At 62.1% G+C, this 16,926-nt stretch carries 13 protein-coding genes; 5 read left to right on the forward strand and 8 right to left on the reverse strand.

Annotated elements, in window-relative coordinates; all coding sequences use genetic code 11:
* Positions 1–17: 17 nt before the first annotated feature.
* From nudC to BLS08_RS14360, 7 genes are all read right to left on the reverse strand, one after another.
* The gene (nudC, locus tag BLS08_RS14330; protein WP_074856036.1) at positions 18–839 is read right to left on the reverse strand and encodes an NAD(+) diphosphatase; all 822 of its coding nucleotides are present in this window, start codon (positions 837–839) and stop codon (positions 18–20) included.
* Entirely contained in the window at positions 839–2,518 is a 1,680-nt protein-coding gene (locus tag BLS08_RS14335) for a FimL-related protein (protein ID WP_090336849.1), read from the reverse strand. The genes nudC and BLS08_RS14335 overlap by 1 nt, the downstream gene beginning before the upstream one ends.
* A 37-nt stretch (positions 2,519–2,555) precedes the next feature.
* Complete coding sequence (locus BLS08_RS14340) at positions 2,556–3,368, reverse strand: crotonase/enoyl-CoA hydratase family protein (RefSeq protein ID WP_090336851.1); 813 nt, start codon at positions 3,366–3,368, stop codon at positions 2,556–2,558.
* A gap of 201 nt (positions 3,369–3,569) precedes the next feature.
* A complete protein-coding gene (locus BLS08_RS14345) occupies positions 3,570–5,813 on the reverse strand; it encodes an Orn/Lys/Arg family decarboxylase (RefSeq protein WP_055985718.1) in 2,244 nt (747 codons plus the stop codon).
* A gap of 121 nt (positions 5,814–5,934) precedes the next feature.
* On the reverse strand, positions 5,935–6,693 hold the full coding sequence (dnaQ, locus tag BLS08_RS14350; protein ID WP_090336853.1) for a DNA polymerase III subunit epsilon: 759 nt from the start codon (positions 6,691–6,693) through the stop codon (positions 5,935–5,937).
* 73 nt (positions 6,694–6,766) lie between these two features.
* A complete protein-coding gene (gene rnhA / locus BLS08_RS14355) occupies positions 6,767–7,219 on the reverse strand; it encodes a ribonuclease HI (RefSeq protein ID WP_090336855.1) in 453 nt (150 codons plus the stop codon).
* Between the two features lie 41 nt (positions 7,220–7,260).
* On the reverse strand, positions 7,261–8,019 hold the full coding sequence (locus BLS08_RS14360) for a class I SAM-dependent methyltransferase (protein ID WP_090336856.1): 759 nt from the start codon (positions 8,017–8,019) through the stop codon (positions 7,261–7,263).
* Between the two features lie 72 nt (positions 8,020–8,091).
* Between BLS08_RS14360 and gloB the strand changes: the two genes are divergently transcribed.
* Both gloB and BLS08_RS14370 read left to right on the forward strand, forming a co-directional pair.
* Positions 8,092–8,865 (forward strand): hydroxyacylglutathione hydrolase, encoded by a 774-nt coding sequence (gene gloB, locus BLS08_RS14365; protein ID WP_090336858.1) that lies wholly within the window; start codon positions 8,092–8,094, stop codon positions 8,863–8,865.
* Between the two features lie 121 nt (positions 8,866–8,986).
* Entirely contained in the window at positions 8,987–10,561 is a 1,575-nt protein-coding gene (locus BLS08_RS14370) for a lytic transglycosylase domain-containing protein (protein ID WP_090336859.1), read from the forward strand.
* Here the strand turns inward: BLS08_RS14370 and BLS08_RS14375 are convergent, their stop codons facing one another.
* On the reverse strand, positions 10,562–12,004 hold the full coding sequence (locus BLS08_RS14375) for an HDOD domain-containing protein (protein WP_090336861.1): 1,443 nt from the start codon (positions 12,002–12,004) through the stop codon (positions 10,562–10,564).
* 147 nt (positions 12,005–12,151) lie between these two features.
* On the opposite strand from BLS08_RS14375, the gene BLS08_RS14380 reads away from it, so the two are divergent.
* From BLS08_RS14380 to BLS08_RS14390, 3 genes are read left to right on the forward strand one after another with little or no spacing between them, the layout of a single operon-like run.
* On the forward strand, positions 12,152–13,981 hold the full coding sequence (locus BLS08_RS14380) for an extracellular solute-binding protein (protein WP_039964729.1): 1,830 nt from the start codon (positions 12,152–12,154) through the stop codon (positions 13,979–13,981).
* Positions 13,978–15,837, forward strand: coding sequence for an extracellular solute-binding protein (locus tag BLS08_RS14385; RefSeq protein ID WP_090336862.1), 1,860 nt, complete (start codon positions 13,978–13,980; stop codon positions 15,835–15,837). Before BLS08_RS14380 ends, BLS08_RS14385 begins: the two co-directional genes overlap by 4 nt.
* Position 15,838: 1 nt before the next feature.
* Positions 15,839–16,924, forward strand: a complete 1,086-nt coding sequence (locus tag BLS08_RS14390; protein ID WP_003461414.1) for a microcin C ABC transporter permease YejB — start codon at positions 15,839–15,841, stop codon at positions 16,922–16,924.
* The last annotated feature ends 2 nt before the right edge of the window (positions 16,925–16,926 follow it).

Genomic DNA, 16,926 nt, shown 5'->3' on the forward strand with positions numbered 1-16,926 from the left:
GGCGGGTTGCACCCGCCCTACGACAGACTCGGCTCGGGCAGACCGAGGCGGCGCGCAACGTAGAGGTCGATCAGATGGCGAGCGATGGAGCGCGACGCCGGCAACGGCGGCAAGTCATCAACGCGAAACCAGCGCGCATCCTCGATTTCGTCTTCCTGCATGACGATATCGCCACCGGCATATTCGGCATGGAAGCCAAGCATCAGCGAATGCGGAAACGGCCAGCCCTGGCTGCCGATGTACTGCAGATTCTTCACCTCGAGCCCGACTTCCTCGCGCACCTCGCGTGCCACGCAATGCTCCACCGACTCGCCTGGTTCGACAAAGCCTGCCAGGGCGCTGTATACCCCTGTCACGAAACGCGGCGAGCGCGCGAGCAGGACTTCATCGCCACGCGTCACCAGCACGATCATGCTCGGCGCCAGGCGCGGATAATGCTGCGATTCGCAGCTGTCACAACGCATGGCCCGCTCGCCAGGAAGCTGTCGGGTCGGCGTACCGCAACTGCCGCAGAAACGATGCTCGGCGTACCAGGTGCCGATCTGCGCGGCGTAGGCGAGCATGCGGAAGGTTTCCGCCTCGCCCTGCAACATAAACTGGCGCAGGCTCTGCCAGTTGCAGCCATCCAGCGCGGCCGACGGTTTGACCTGTAGGAGATAGACGGCGTCCTCACCGAAATGGCCAATGCCCTGCTCGCCGATGATCGGCAGATCCTGGCGCTTGATCCAGTCACGCGGAAACAGCACGCCATTGCTGTCGGCAAGAAAGTTCTGCTGGCTGTAGAGCAGCGCCCAGCCACCCGGCTGGGCCGGATCGAGGAACGTATTACGCCAGACCATCAGGCAGCCACCGGCATGCCCAGCGCCTTGACGCTCTCTTCGGCGAGGTCGAGCACGCTCGGGCGGGTTTCAGGACGCATCACCGCGCCCGCTTCCAGGTAGTACTCCAGGCTGCTCAGCGCATCAGCCAGGGTTTCCAGCATCTGCTCCGAAGGCATCTGACCGCTGTCGAGCATGCGCGTCTGGATGTAGTCGGCACAGGCACCGACCAGTATCGCGGCACGACGCTGCTCGAGAAACCACAAGCCGCCACGCACGGCCTGCAGGCTGAACGGCACGTTGGACAGGTGCATCTTGTCGCCAGCCGACTCCAGATACGCGGTGATCGCGCGCTTGGCCAGAGCCAGACCGGCCTGTGCCTCGTCGACCACGACGATACGGGCTTCGTTGAGCTGATGAGTAGCGAAAGAATCGGCCTCATTGCCCGGCTCGACGGCAGCCGGCCTGATATCGCGACCTTCGCCACGTTCCAGGCTGGCCACCATGCCTTCGACATAGAGCACGGCATCGGCCAGCTTGTGCAACTGCTCAGCCTGTGGCGGCGCGTCTTCGCTCCAGGCGGCGACCAGCGGCAACTGCGCACCGAGTGAGTTGCCGGCAGAGGTCAGACCGACCATGCCCAAGGTCTTGGCCAGCTTACCCAGCATTGCATGCAGGGTGCCCAAGGTTTCGCCTTGCAAGGTGCCGCGCTCGAGCAGGTCGAGCATGTCCTTGACGCTGGCCAGCTCTTCGCGAATCGCCGTGGACAACGAACGCATCACCGCCTGGCCCGGCCCGGCCAGGCGCCGGTATTCCTCTTCCAGCAGGTGGTCAGTGAACGGCAACGGCGTGAGACCGAACACTCCGCGCATGGCGCTGGCGTGCGGGCCGTGGCTGTCAGCCAGCGCGACCAGATACAGCAGCTCTTTCAGCAAGCTGCGCGGTGCTTCGTACTGGGGGTTGCCGAGCATCAGCTTGAGTTCGCGATCGACCCGCGAGAACAGCTGCTTGCGCGATTTACGTGGCAGCAGTTGACCATCGCACTGCGCTTCGATGGCGGCAGCGCCAATCCAGCACATGCGCCCACGCGGCTCATTGGCGAACAGGCTGTCCAGGCGCGCCATCGCACGCATCATCAGCTTGAGGCTGGCCTGCGGATTCTGCTCACGAATGAAGCCCAGCAGCCCTACCTGATACATGTGACGCAGGCGCTTGCCTTCGCTCAGTTTGGCCGCGCCATCGAGTGGCTGGGTAGCCGTATGTGGCCGCGCATGATCGAGGCGCACGCTGAAGAAGAAACTTTCCGGCAGCGGCTGCTGCGCGCCAGCCTGACGCAAATCGTTGATCGCCGGCAGCAGCAGTTCAGGCATTTCCTGCCGATGAGTGTCGACGTTTTCCAGATAACGGCGCAGCACATGCAGGGCATTGCTCAGGGCCGCCAGTTGTACGTCGCGCTCCTCACCGGCACCGGCCGGGATATCGGTGGCCTGATCGAGCACTTCCTGCGCCAGCAACTCGGCACCGGCCAGCTCGATCAGGTTGAGCGTACCGCGCACCTGCTGCAGGTTTTCCACCGCCTGCTGCAGCAGGCTGCCGTTGTGTCGCTCGGCGATGAAGTGCTCCAGGCTCTGCTCGGCCTCCTCCATGGTGACGAACAACTCGTCGCGCACCAGGTTCAGCGATGTGGCTCCACTTACCATGCTCTGGGCCTCGCAGCGAACATCAGCGAATACGGCATCAGTCGGCGAACTCCGGCTTCTGTTTGGTCATGTGCGCGGCCATGGCCAGGCGCAGGTCTTCCGACTGCAGCATGGCGGCGTTCCAGGTGGCGATATATTCGAGGCCATCTTCGACGCGGTGGTCGCGCATGTAGCGAATCATTTCCTTGGTACCGCGCACGGCAATCGGTGACTTGGCGGCGATCTGCTCGGCAATCTCCATGACACCAGCCAGTAACGTCTCATGGTTTTCGTAGGCCCGGTTGGCCAGACCGATGCGTACGGCCTCGTGACCATCGATGCTGCGCCCGGTATAGGCCAGCTCACGCATCATGCCGTCGCCGATGATGCGCGGCAGGCGCTGCAGCGTGCCGACATCGGCGGCCATGCCCATGTCGACTTCCTTGATCGAAAACTGTGCATCGACCGTGCAGTAACGCATATCGCAGGCGCTGACCAGATCGATGGCGCCACCGATGCAGTAGCCCTGAATCGCCGCCAGCACGGGTTTGCGGCAGTTGTCGACAGCGTTGAAGGAGGCTTGCAGCTCGAGAATCTTGCGCCGCAGCGCGGTGGCGTTGCGACCGACATCCTTGCCCAGTTGCGCACCGACCGAGGCCAGCAGCATCAGATCGATGCCCGAGGAAAAGTGCTTGCCGGCACCGGAAAGCACCACCACGCGGACCGCATCGTTGTCATCGACCCACTGGAAGATCTCGATGATCTCGCGCCAGAAGTCGGCATTCATGGCGTTGACCTTGTCCGGTCGATTGATCTGCACGTGAGCGATCTTGCCCACCAGCTCGATGCGGAAGGCTTTGTAGTCGGACATGGCAGGCATCCTCAGCAACGGCGTGGCAGCGCGATGATTATTTTGTGATTAATAACCGGACAACTATAACAAGCGCGTCATAAAAGTCGATGCTTGCCAGCGTGACGCAGGCCACAGCCCGGGCGTTATCAACTGCTTTGAATATCAGAGATAAGCATTTGATCTGCCGAAGAACTTGCGCTTCGGCAGATCCGGGGTGGTTTATTCCACCAAGCAATCCACCGTGTAGTGTCCGGCGTCGGTTTGCAGGCCATGTACATCGACGTCAAAGCCGGGGAAAGCCTTGTCGAAGGTGCGCGCGAACGCCAGGTAGTCGAGAATCGAACGACTTTGCGTGGTAAAGCGCTCACCCGGCATGATCAGCGGAATGCCGGGCGGGTAAGGCACCAGCATCACCGCCGCGATACGCCCCTGGAGCTGGTCGATCGGTACCGCTTCGACCTCGCCCCGCACCAGGCGGTCATAGGCATCAGCCGGTTTGATCGCAATCTCTGGCAGTGCCGTGTACATGCTTCGCAGCGCCTTGGCCGTGGCGTTGTCGCGGTAGCACCCATGCAGCGCATCGCACAGATCGCGCAGCCCCATGCCGTGGTAGCACCCGCTACCGGCATGGGCGATGGAAGGCAGCACGTCGATCAGCGGCAAGTTGGCATCGTAGCTGCGTTTGAACTCCAGCAACTCGGTCAGCAGCGTGCTCCACTTGCCCTTGGTGATGCCCATGGAGAACAGCACCAGAAAGGAATACAAGCCGGTTTTCTCCACCACCAGGCCGCGCTCCCAGAGGAACTTGCTGACCACCGCAGCAGGAATCCCCTGCGGCTCCAGCTTGCCGGCGGCGCTGAGCCCCGGCATCACCAGGGTGACCTTGATCGGATCGAGCAGCACATAGTCATCGGCCACTTCGCCAAAGCCATGCCAGTCGGCGTCCGGCTGCAGCACCCAGTCGGCCGTGGCAAGGCTGTCGGCGCCATCGGCTGCACCCGGCTGCCAGATGCTGAACCACCAGTCCTCGGCGCTCAGGTTACGCCGCACATTGGCCAGGGCACGGCGGAAGCTCAGCGCCTCGTCGAAGGTTTCCTGAATCAGCGAACGCCCGGCCGGGCCCTCCATCATCGCCGAGGCCACATCCAGCGAGGCGATGATGCCGTACTGCGGCGAGGTGGAGATGTGCATCATGAAGGCTTCGTTGAAGCGGTCGCGATCCAGCTGGCGCTGCCCGCCATCCTGCACGTGAATCATCGAGGCCTGGCTGAAGGCTGCCAGCAGCTTGTGCGTGGAATGGGTGCTGAACACCAGCGGTGAATGCTCGTCGTACTGGGTGCCCATGCCATAGCGGCCAGCGTAGAACTCGTGAAAAGCGGCGTAGGCGTACCAGGCCTCGTCGAAGTGCAGCACTTCCACCGAGTCTCCAAGCGCCTGCTTGACCATCTCGGCGTTGTAGCAGAGCCCGTCGTAGGTGGAGTTGGTCACCACCGCCAGCTTGACCTTGGGCGCCCTGCCGCGTGCCAGCGGGCTGGCGTCGATCTTGGCCTGGATCGACTCTTTGCTGAACTCGGAGAGCGGAATCGGCCCGATGATGCCCAGCTCGTTGCGCTCCGGGCACAGGTACAGCGGAATCGCGCCGGTCATGATGATCGAGTGCAGGATCGATTTGTGGCAGTTGCGATCCACCAGCACCAGGTCATCGCGGCCGACCATCGAATGCCAGACGATCTTGTTCGCCGTCGAGGTGCCGTTGATCACGAAAAAAGTGTGATCGGCGCCAAAGTTGCGCGCCGCACGCGCCTCGGCCTCGGCCAACGGTCCGGTGTGATCGAGCAGCGACCCAAGCTCCGGCACCGACACGGACAGGTCGGAACGCAGGGTGTTCTCACCGAAGAACTGGTGGAAGGCCTGGCCCACCGGGCTCTTGCGATAGGCCACGCCCCCGCCGTGACCTGGCGTGTGCCAGGAATAGTTGGATTGCGCGGTGTGCTGCACCAGCGCCTTGAAGAACGGCGGCAGCAGACCGTCGAGGTAATTGTGCGCCGCGCGCGCCACCTGACGGGCCAGGAAGGACACGGTGTCTTCGTAGAGATAGAGGATGCCCCGCAGGTGATTGAGATCGGCCATGGCTTCGGCCGGCGCATTCTCGATAGTGACCTGCTCGCCCAGGGCGAAGATCGGCAATTGCGGCGCCCGCACCCGCGCCACACGAATCAGCTCGACCATGTCCTGCAGCAGGCGGCTGTTCTCCCCCGCCCCCTCGGCCGCCACCAGGATGCAGGCCAGACCGTGATGGGTGGAGGCGACGATGCGCCCCTCGGCAGCGCTGGCCGTGGGCAGGATGCTGAAACCGTCCTGGGTGAGTTCCTGAGCGATGGCGCGCACGCGATCACCGGCCACGGTGTCGGCCTTGATGTCGCGATGCACGATAAGGACGGGGAATTTTAGATCTTTATACATTGTGACGTCCTGAAGGCTGGCAGGCTTGGCCTGCCCATCGCCTCAGGTTAGAGGCTCGCTCTGATCGGCGGAACCCCCTGTGCATCACGCTATAAGAAAAGGTCGCAATTGCGCTGTTCGGTTATTCCGGCGCCTTTTCCAGCTGCGCCCACAGCGATGGGCCACCAGCTGATTTCTCGATCACGGCCAGACGTGCCATGTGCGCCGCAAGTTCGTCGTCGCTGGCGCGAATGACGCGAGTGCGCGGACGAGAGGCGTCCAGACGGCGGATCGGCGTGGCCTGCTGGCGCCCGCTGCCATCGCCATCGGCGTCCTCACCGGCCAGAGACAGATTGGTCTGCCCACCAGTCATTGCCAGGTAGACGTCGGCGAGAATCTCCGAGTCGAGCAAGGCGCCGTGCAGTTCGCGGTTGGAGTTGTCGACGCCGTAACGCTTGCACAACGCATCCAGGCTGTTGCGCTGCCCCGGATGACGCTCGCGCGCCATCATCAGGGTATCGAGCACCGAGCAATAATCACTGACGTCGGCGCGTTCGCTCTGCCCCAACAGGGCGAACTCGTTGTTGATGAAGCCAACGTCGAACGCCGCGTTGTGGATGATCAGTTGGGCGCCCTTGATGAACTCGTAGAATTCATCGGCGACCTCCCGGAAGCGCGGCTTGTCGGCCACGTATTCGTTGGTAATGCCGTGAACCGCGATGGCGCCTTCGTCGATCTCGCGATCAGGGTTGAGATAGACATGGAAATGACGCCCGGTCAGGCGGCGCCCCAACAACTCGACACAACCGATCTCGATGATGCGGTGCCCGTCAGTGACCGGCATACCCGTGGTTTCGGTATCCAGCACTACGTAGCGTTTGACGGTGTTCTCGGTTGTCACGCCTTGCCTCTCTCATCTATTCGGGTTGCCGCACATTCAGCGCAGCATCTTAACTCAGGTGCCATGTCACCGCTCAGCGCGCCGTACGCACATCGTCGACACCGCGATTGGCCAACTGGTCCGCTCGTTCGTTGCCGGGGTGGCCGGTATGGCCACGCACCCACTGCCAGCTCACCTGATGACGATTCACTTCCTCGTCCAACTTCTGCCAGAGGTCGGCATTTTTCACCGGCTCTTTCGAAGCCGTCTTCCAGCCGCGCTTCTTCCAGTTCGGCAGCCATTCCTGAATACCCTTCATCACGTACTGCGAGTCGGTCACCAGCTTGACCGAACAGGGCCGGGTCAATGCGATCAGGCCGGCGATCGCCGCCATCAGCTCCATGCGATTGTTGGTGGTATTCGGGTCACCGCCCCACAATTCCTTTTCTGCGCCTTTATAGACCAGCAGCGCACCCCAACCTCCGGGACCAGGATTGCCCTTGCAGGCGCCATCGGTGTAGATCACCACTTCATCGGTTTCGGACATTCATAAGCTCTGTACAGATTTGACGGGCCCGGGCATGGCCTTTAGTTGTCGACGTCTCGCCGACTGATCTTGGCCACCGGCATCGGCAGCAACTTGCCCATTGACTCACGGCGCGACTGGCGCAAGGGGCGCAAGCCGACCACCAGTTTGCGCGCCACCAACAGGTAGAAGCCGGCACCCGGCAAATGCCAGGCATTGCCCCAGCTTTCCATTCGCCGCAGGCGCATTTGCCAGGCCAGCGAAGCGAGCGGCGGACGATAGCACCCGAAGCGGCGTTTCTCCAACGCAAAGCCCAGCAGGCTCAGCCAGTCGACGACACGATTGGGCGCGATACAACGCGCTCTGGCCAGGCCATCCCGAGCAAACAGACGCCGTGCCCCCCAGGCGCTCCAGGGGTGAATACCGAGAATCAACAGATGCCCGCCAGGCCTGACACTGCGCGCCGCTTCACGTAACAGACCATGCGGTGACAGGCTGAAATCCAGACCATGCTGCAACACCACCACATCAGCGGCATGCTCACCCAGGGGCCAGGACTGCTCCTCGCAGACGATCTGCACACCCGGCATTGGCGCCCCCAGGCGCACGTTATGCTGGATCTGCCCGGCCTTAGGCGGGCCTTCGGCGCCAGGGCCGAAGCTCACCAGATAACCGCCGAAGAAGCGTGCCAGCTCTTCTTCCAGCAAGCGTCGTTCTTCCTCCAGCAACAGCTGGCCGAGCGGCCCGGCAAGCCAGTCGCGCGCCTCGCCAATGAGCTTGAGCCACTCAGGGTCAGCCTGGGCGAATGCCTGATCAGTCATCGCTGCCTCCGCATGACAGGTTCTGCATGTCCTGTCTAAGATGCACCTTTATCAACAGCTTAGCGACCCGCAATGATTCAGATCGACGCGTTGCCCGCCTTCAATGACAACTATATCTGGCTGCTGCAGGATACCGACACCAGGCGCTGCGCCGTGGTCGACCCCGGTGATGCTGCACCCGTTCTGGCCTGGCTGGAAAGCCATCCGGGCTGGACGCTCAGCGATATCCTCATCACTCATCATCACTTCGACCATGTCGGTGGCGTCGAGACGCTGAAGCACGCCACCGGTGCCCGTGTCGCCGGCCCGGCAGCGGAGCAGATCCCGGCCCGCGATATCGACTTGAACGACAACGACACCATCGAGGTCCTCGGCCTGCGCTTCGAGGTCATGGCTGTCCCTGGCCACACGCTTGGTCATATCGCCTACTACCAGGCTGAACAGGCTTTGCTGTTCTGTGGTGACACCCTGTTCGCCGGTGGCTGCGGCCGTCTATTCGAGGGCACGCCACAGCAGATGCATCAATCCCTGAGCCGCCTGGCCAATCTGCCCGGCGAAACAGCAGTGTACTGCACCCACGAATACACCCTGAGCAACCTGCGCTTCGCCCATGCCGTCGAGCCAAGCAACACACGCCTGAATGCACGCCTGGCCGAAGTCACGCGATGGCGCGAAGACGGTCGAATCAGCTTGCCGTCGACCATCGAACTGGAACGCGCCACCAACCCCTTCCTGCGTACCGCCGAACCTGCGGTAATCGCGGCGAGCAAGGGACACGACGACCGGCAGTCGAGCGAGCCAAGCGCCGTATTCGCTAGTCTGCGTGCCTGGAAAGACAGGTTTTAGTCGCTGAGAAAAAGGTCGACAGGCCCGCAAAAGACCAGATTAAGACTGGTGAAAACTTGACCACCCCCGGCCCGATTCCTAGAATCGCCCGACCTTTTCGCCGGGACATACACCTCACCCAATGCCTTTATCATCACGCAAACCATTGAATATAAAGGCGTTAGCGCGAAACTCCCGAGCGCTCGCGGTGATGTGCAGCATGATCCTGGCCGGCTGTCAGAGCCTGCCCAGCGATACTCCGGACCGTTCGGCTGATACCTCTCGAGCCGTGGGCCTGGAGCGCGAGCCGGAGTGGCTCAACAATCAGGTCAAGCCGCGTGAATACGCCGATATCTGGGAACGCGTACGCGACGGCTTCAAGCTGCAGGATGAAATCGGCATCAACCCGCGCATCGAACGCGTGCGCCTGTGGTACGCCAGCAATCCAAAACACGTCAATACCGTCAGCGAACGCAGCGCGCCTTATATCCACTACATTGTCGAGCGCCTTGCCGAGCGCGACATGCCGATGGAGCTGGCGCTGCTGCCGGTGATCGAAAGTGCTTACGATCCACTGGCCTACTCCTCGGCACATGCGGTCGGCCTCTGGCAGTTCATTCCCTCGACCGGCCGCCATTACAACCTGCGCCAGACCAACTGGTACGACGGCCGCCGCGACGTCACTGCATCGACCGAGGCAGCGCTCAATTATCTCAGCCGCCTGCATGAAATGTTCAACGGCGACTGGCTGCTCGCCCTGGCCGCCTACAATGCTGGCGAAGGTCGCATCAGCCGCGCCATCGAGCGCAACGAAAAGCTCGGCCTGCCCAGCGACTACTGGAACCTGTCGCTGCCCAAGGAAACCGAGGACTACGTGCCCAAGCTACTGGCGCTGTCACAGGTGATCCTGACGCCCGAAGCCTACAGCGTGAGCCTTTCGCCAATCGCCAACGAACCCTACTTCGAACAGATCGCAATCAAGCAGCACATGGATCTGTCGCGCGTCGCCAAACTGGCCGACCTGGATGAACAGGAGCTGCTGCAGCTCAACCCCGCCTACAAGCGCGGGACTACCCTCGACGGCCCGCAACACCTGCTGGTGCCGACCGATAAGGCAGAAATGCTCAGCGCCAACCTGGCCCTGATGAAACCGCAGGAAATGGTCGACTGGCAAAGCTATACCGTACGCTCCGGCGACAGCCTGCACGCCATCGCCAACCGTCACCACCTGTCGGTCAACATGCTCAAGGACGTCAATCGTCTGAGTGGCAACAACCTGAGCATTGGCCAGGTGCTGACCATTCCCGCCAAGCCCGGTGCTCAACCGAGCGAACCGCTGTATCAGCAGCGCAGCGTCGCGCAGAGCGCGAGCACGCGGATCTATCAGGTAAAGAACGGCGACAACCTGTGGCAGATCGCTCGCGCCAACCAGGTCGCGGTGCACGACCTGAAGCGCTGGAACAAGCTGCAAGGCAATGCGTTGAAAGTCGGCCAGGTGCTCACACTGGCAGCCGCCGACAGCGGCGCGCGCGCCGCCAGCGCCAATCGCAGCACCGCCACCTCACGAGACAAGGCTACCTACTACCGCGTAAAGCATGGCGACTCACTGTATGTGATCGCCAAGCGCTTCAATATAGACCTCAAGCGCCTGCAGGCCTGGAATCCACGCAGCAGCAAGCTGCAACCAGGGGAAAAGCTGACCCTCTATCTGCCGTGATCAGCGCTTGCTGATCGCCTCCAGGCAACGCCTCGCCAGTTGCGTGAAACGCTGAAACGCCACGAATTGCTCGTGTCGCAGCGCCCGCCCGGACAGCCTGCTGTCGGCATACAGCACGCCGATTTCCCGGGTACCCGCGATGATCGGTGCAATGAAGAACATGCCGGCGCCAAGACTGCGCCGAATCGGCTGGGTCACCAGCTCGGCCAGGTTGTAGCTGGCGGGCACGCCCATCCAGATCGCCTCGCGATGGCGCAGCGCATAACTGAAGATATGCGGCTGCTCCACCTGCTCGGCAGGCAGCACGAAGTCCTCCAGCCATTGCTGAGACTTTTCACCGATCACCCGTTTGGCGCGGAAGCGGCTTTGCCCATCGGCCAGCACCGCGAGCATCACCCGCTCCAGGCCAACGCCCCGATGCAGGCCTTTGAGCAAGGTGTCGAGCACCAGCCCGACATCGGCCCTGGCATTGACCATCAGGCCAAGATCCTGCAATGCCTGCTGCATCACCAACAGATCCGGCTGCAGCAAACACGCACGACGCGCCTCCTGCTGCTGGCGAATCTGCTCGAGATCGGTATTGGGAATCAGCCGGCACAACTTGCTGGCACCGAAGGTCGAGGCAACCTTGACCGCCTCATCAGCACTGGCCAGCACCTGCTGCAGGGTTTCCTCCGGAGTCAGGTCGATAAACGCCGCCACCTTGCCCAGCACGCCCTCCATTTCTGCACAATCCCAGCCATCCAGCGCCGCCTCGCTGATGCGCACGCCCAACTGTACGGCGTAGGCGGCCGGATCATGCTGGCTGGCGCCCGCCTGGGCGAGGATGGCGGTTTCGCCGAGGTTCCAGCTTTTCAGCAACGCCTGGGTAAGTTGACGAAAGCTGGCACCGAGCATCTCACGCACTGCCTCATCGACATCGACACCGGGGCGCTCAAGGTCATCGGCCAGTTCGTCAGCCTGCGCCCCACCACAGCCCCAGAACGCCAGCTCGCCCAGATGATGGAGCAGCGCAGCGATGAACACTTCTTCGCTGTGCCTGGAAATGACATAGCCAGCCAGGTTGCGCGCCTGCACCGCGGCATGGAAAGAACGCGCGAGTAACATCTGCAACTGCTCACGCGGCGCGCGGGTAAGCAGCCCGTCTATCAGGCTCACCGAAAGACTGATCAGGCGTACATTGTCGAAGCCGATCAGTACGATGGCCCGCGAAATGGTCTTTATGGTTTCCTGGGACGGGTTGTAGTAGACGCTGTTGCCGACCCGCAGCACCTTGCTGGTCAGCGCCGCATCACGCAGCAACACATCGGCCAACTGCTGTACTGAAGCAGAATCCTGCTGCGCAAGGCGCTGCAGATCCTGCACCACTGCAGCCAGCGCGGGCAGTTCGGCTTGGTTCAGGCGATCGATCCATGACTGCAAACCATGGCTTCGTTCCGACAAATTCGTACCCTCATGGTGTGTCCCTGAAGTGTATGCCGTAGCGTCGTAAGCGAGCGCCCACCGCTGCACTCTTTTTCCTGCCCATACAAGCTGTTACTGTACCGACCCAGAAGCCCAAACGCCGCCATGGATCGGATCTCACCCCCGATGCGTCCCCTCCTACTGCTGTTCCTCAGCCTGGCCTTGAGCTTTCCCGCCTCTGCGACTATCAGCGAGAGCCACGGCTACGCCCAGTTCGGGACACTCAAGTATCCTGCCAGCTTCAGTCATTTTGACTGGGTCAACCCCGATGCGCCCAAAGGCGGCACGTTGCGCATCATGGCGTCGGGTACTTTCGATACGCTCAACCCCTACACGTTCAAGGGCAGCAGCCCGATCTCGACCGCACATTTCCTGCAGTACGGCGCCAATGAGCTGAACGAACCCTTGATGGTCGGCACTGGCGCTTACGACCCCTCGGGGGATGAGCCTGCCTCCAGCTATGGCCTGATCGCCAGAAGCGTCGAGTACAGCGAGGACCGCAGTTGGGTGGTCTTCAACCTGCGTCCGGAAGCGCGTTTTCACGATGGCAAGCCGATCACGGCCTACGACGTGGCCTTCTCCTATCGCCTGCTGCGCAATGACGGCCACCCGCAGTACCGCACCAACCTGCAGGAAGTGAAACGCGTCGATATTCTCGGCCGCCACCGCATCCGTTTCGTCTTCAAGCGCACCGGTAACCCACTGTTGATCCTGCGCCTGGGTGAACTGCCGGTCCTGCCGCAGCACTACTGGAAAGATCGCGACTTCAAGAGCACCACCTTCGAGGCGCCGCTGGGCAGCGGTCCCTACCGCATCGTCCAGGTGGTACCTGGCCGGCGCCTGGTATTCGAGCGGGTGAAGGACTGGTGGGGCAAGGATCTGCCGGTCAATCGCGGCAAATACAACTTCGACCGCGTCGAGGTGGAGTTCTACCGCGACAACCATGTCGCCTTCGAAGCCTTCAAGGCCGGCGAATTCGACTTCTATATAGAGAACCAGGCAAAGAACTGGAGCAACGGCTACCGCTTTCCGGCCGTTACCCGCGGCGAGGTGATTCGTGCCGAGATACCGCACCAGATTCCGACCCAGACCCAGGCGCTGTTCATGAACACGCGCCGCGATCTGTTCAGCGACCGCCGGGTGCGTGAGGCGCTGGGGCTGATGTTCGATTTCGAGTGGACCAATCGCACGCTGTTCAACAACGCCTACGTGCGCGCCGCCAGCTACTACCCCAACAGCGAATTCTCGGCCACTGGCAAGCCCGAAGGCGCGGAGTGGCTGTTGCTCTCGCCGCATCGCGACAAGCTACCCGCACGCCTGCTCACCGAGCCACCGACACAACCGGTAACTGACGGTCGCGGCATCCCTCGGGAAACCTTGCGCCGCGCCCTCGGTCTATTGACCGATGCCGGCTGGAAACCCTCCGGCCAGGAGCTGCGTAATGCTCGCGGTCAACGCCTCGAGTTCGAGATCATGCTGGTCAACCCCAGCCTCGAACGCATTCTCCAGCCCTATACTGCCAACCTCGCCAGTATCGGCATACGCGCCAACCTGCGCACTGTCGATCGCGCCCAGTACAAGCAGCGCCTTGACCAGTTCGACTACGACATGATCCTGCTGACCCTGCCGCAAACCCTCAGCCCGGGGCTGGAACAATCGCTGTACTTCCATTCCAGCCAGGTGAACATCAAGGGCGGCAAGAACTATGCCGGCGTCAACGATCCGGTGGTCGACGAGATGATCGACAAGCTGCTCTCGGCGCAGACTCGAGACGAACAGGTAGCCGCCACGCGGGCCTTGGACCGAGTCCTGCTCTGGCAGCACTACAGCATTCCCAACTGGTACATCAATTATCACCGCCTGGCGTACCGCAATCGGTTCGCCTTCGTCACCACGCCGCCCTACACACTGGGCCTGCGCACCTGGTGGCTGAAGCCTACGGAGAACGCTCGATGACCCACCCGCTGCGCAGTTTCCTGCTCCACGGTAGCAGCCTCATCCTGCTCGGTCTGGCCGGCCTCGCCTTCGCCGCCCCCAAGCATGCCGTCACCCTGTATGACGAGGCGCCCAAGTACCCCGCCGACTTCACCCACTTCGAATACACCAACCCCGACGCCCCCAAAGGCGGTACCTTTCGCGAAGCGGGTTTCGGCGGCTTCGACAGCCTCAACCCCTTCATCAGCAAAGGCGTGGCCGCCGACGAGATCAACCTGATCTACGACACCCTTGCCGTGCAAAGCATGGACGAACCCTTCACCGCCTATGGCCTGGTGGCAGAAAAGATCGAGAAGGCACCTGACAACGCCTGGGTGCGTTTTCTACTGCGCAAGGAAGCGCGCTTTCACGACGGCACGCCGATCACCGCCGAAGACGTCAAGTTCACCTTCGATACGCTGATGGAAAAAGGCGCGCCGATGTACCGCGGCTACTACGCCGATGTCGAGCAGGTTGAAGTGGAATCGCCGCACAGCGTGCGCTTCGTGTTCAAGCACGCCGGCAACCGCGAGCTGCCGCTGATCGTCGGCCAGTTGCCGGTGCTGCCCAAGCACTGGTGGGCCGAGCGCGACTTCGCCAAGAGCAATCTCGAGGTACCGCTGGGCAGCGGCCCGTACAAGGTCGGCCGCGTCCAGGCCGGCCGCAGCATCCGCTACGAGCGTGTCGACGACTGGTGGGCCAAGGATCTGCCCGTGAGCCGCGGCTTCTACAACTTCGACAGCATCCAGATCGACTATTACCGCGACAACACCGTGGCCCTGGAGGCGCTCAAGGCCGGCCAGTTCGACTACTGGCTGGAAACCAGCGCGAAGAACTGGGCCACGGCCTACAACACCCCGGCGGTTGCCAACGGCCAGCTGATCAAGGAAGAAATCCAGAACCGCAACCCCACCGGCATGCAGGGTTTCATATTCAACACCCGCCGTCCGCAGTTCCAGGATCGCCGCGTACGTGAGGCGCTGGGCCTGCTGTACGACTTCGAATGGGCCAACAAACGCCTGTTCTACGGCGCCTATTCCCGCACCCGCAGCTATTTCGACAATTCCGAACTGGGCTCGCAGGGGCTACCCGGTGAAGACGAACTGGCGATTCTAGAACCGCTGCGCGGCAAGATTCCGGCCGAGGTGTTCAGCGAGGAATTCCGTGTACCGGTCACCGACGGCAGCGGCATCATTCGCGAGCAACAGCGCCGCGCCTACCAACTGCTGCAACAGGCCGGCTGGCGCATCGAAGGTGATCGCATGCTCGATGCCAACGGTCAGCCGGTCAGCTTCGAGTTCCTTCTCGCACAAACCGAATTCGAGCGTGTGCTGCTGCCATTCAAGCGCAATCTGGCTGACCTTGGCATGGATCTGGTGATTCGCCGCGTCGACGTTTCGCAGTACATCAACCGCCTGCGCTCGCGTGACTTCGACATGATCGTCAGCGGCTTCGGCCAGTCCAACTCGCCGGGCAACGAGCAACGCGAATACTGGCACTCCTCCAGCGCCGACAATCCCGGTAGCCGCAATTTCATCGGCCTCAAGGACCCGGCCATCGATCAGATCGTCGAAGGTCTGATCAACGCCGACTCGCGGCAGAACCTGATCGCCCATACCCGTGCCCTCGATCGCGTGCTGCTGTGGGGCTATTACGTGATCCCCAATTGGCACATCAAGACCTGGCGTGTCGCCTACTGGAACCGTTTCGAGCACCCAAAGGTGACGCCACTCTACGATATCGGCCTGCACACCTGGTGGATGCGCCCAGGCCTGGAGCAGCCGAGCGAAGCTCAGCAGCAAGCCGCCGAACAAGCGACCGAAGAGGCGAAGCAATAACATGCTGGCCTATATCTTTCGTCGCCTGCTGCTGATCATCCCGACCCTGTTCGGCATTCTGGTCATCAACTTCATCATCATCCAGGCCGCGCCCGGCGGCCCGGTCGAGCAGATGATCGCCAAGCTGGAGGGTTTCGATGCGGCTGCCGGCGGCGCCACGGGGCGCATCGGTGGTGGCGGCGCCGAAGTGTCGGTGGCCGGCTCCAACTATCGCGGCGCCCAGGGCCTTGACCCACAACTGATCGCCGAGATCGAGAAGATGTACGGCTTCGACAAGTCGGCGCCCGAGCGTTTCTGGATCATGCTGAAGAACTACGCTCAGCTGGACTTCGGCTCCAGCTTCTTCCGCGACGCCCAGGTCATCGACCTGATCATCGAGAAGATGCCGGTGTCGATCTCGCTCGGTCTGTGGAGCACCCTGATCATGTATCTGGTGTCCATACCGCTGGGGATCGCCAAGGCCACCCGCCACGGCAGCGCCTTCGACGTCTGGACCAGTTCGGCGATCATCGTCGGCTACGCCATTCCGGCGTTCCTCTTCGCTATCCTGCTGATCGTGCTGTTCGCCGGCGGCAGCTACTGGGACTGGTTCCCGCTACGCGGTCTGACCTCGAACAACTTCGAGCAGCTCAGCCTCGGCGGCAAGATTCTCGACTACCTCTGGCACCTGGTGCTGCCGGTTACCGCCCTGGTCATCGGTAACTTCGCCACCCTGACCTTGCTGACCAAGAACAGCTTCCTCGACGAGATCAACAAACAGTACGTGGTGACCGCCCGCGCCAAGGGCCTGACCAACCACCGCGTGCTCTACGGGCATGTGTTCCGTAACGCCATGCTGCTGATCATCGCCGGCTTCCCCGCCGCCTTCATCGGCATCTTCTTCACCGGCTCCCTGCTGATCGAGGTGATCTTCTCGCTCGACGGCCTGGGCCTGATGAGCTTCGAGGCAGCGATCAACCGCGACTATCCGGTGGTGTTCGGCACCCTGTTCATCTTCACCTTGCTGGGGCTGATCGTGAAATTGATCGGTGACATCACCTACACCCTGGTCGATCCACGCATCGACTTCGAAAGTCGGGAGGGTTGAGC

Origin of the sequence: Ectopseudomonas chengduensis, assembly GCF_900102635.1 — a bacterium.
Classification (GTDB): domain Bacteria; phylum Pseudomonadota; class Gammaproteobacteria; order Pseudomonadales; family Pseudomonadaceae; genus Aquipseudomonas; species Aquipseudomonas chengduensis.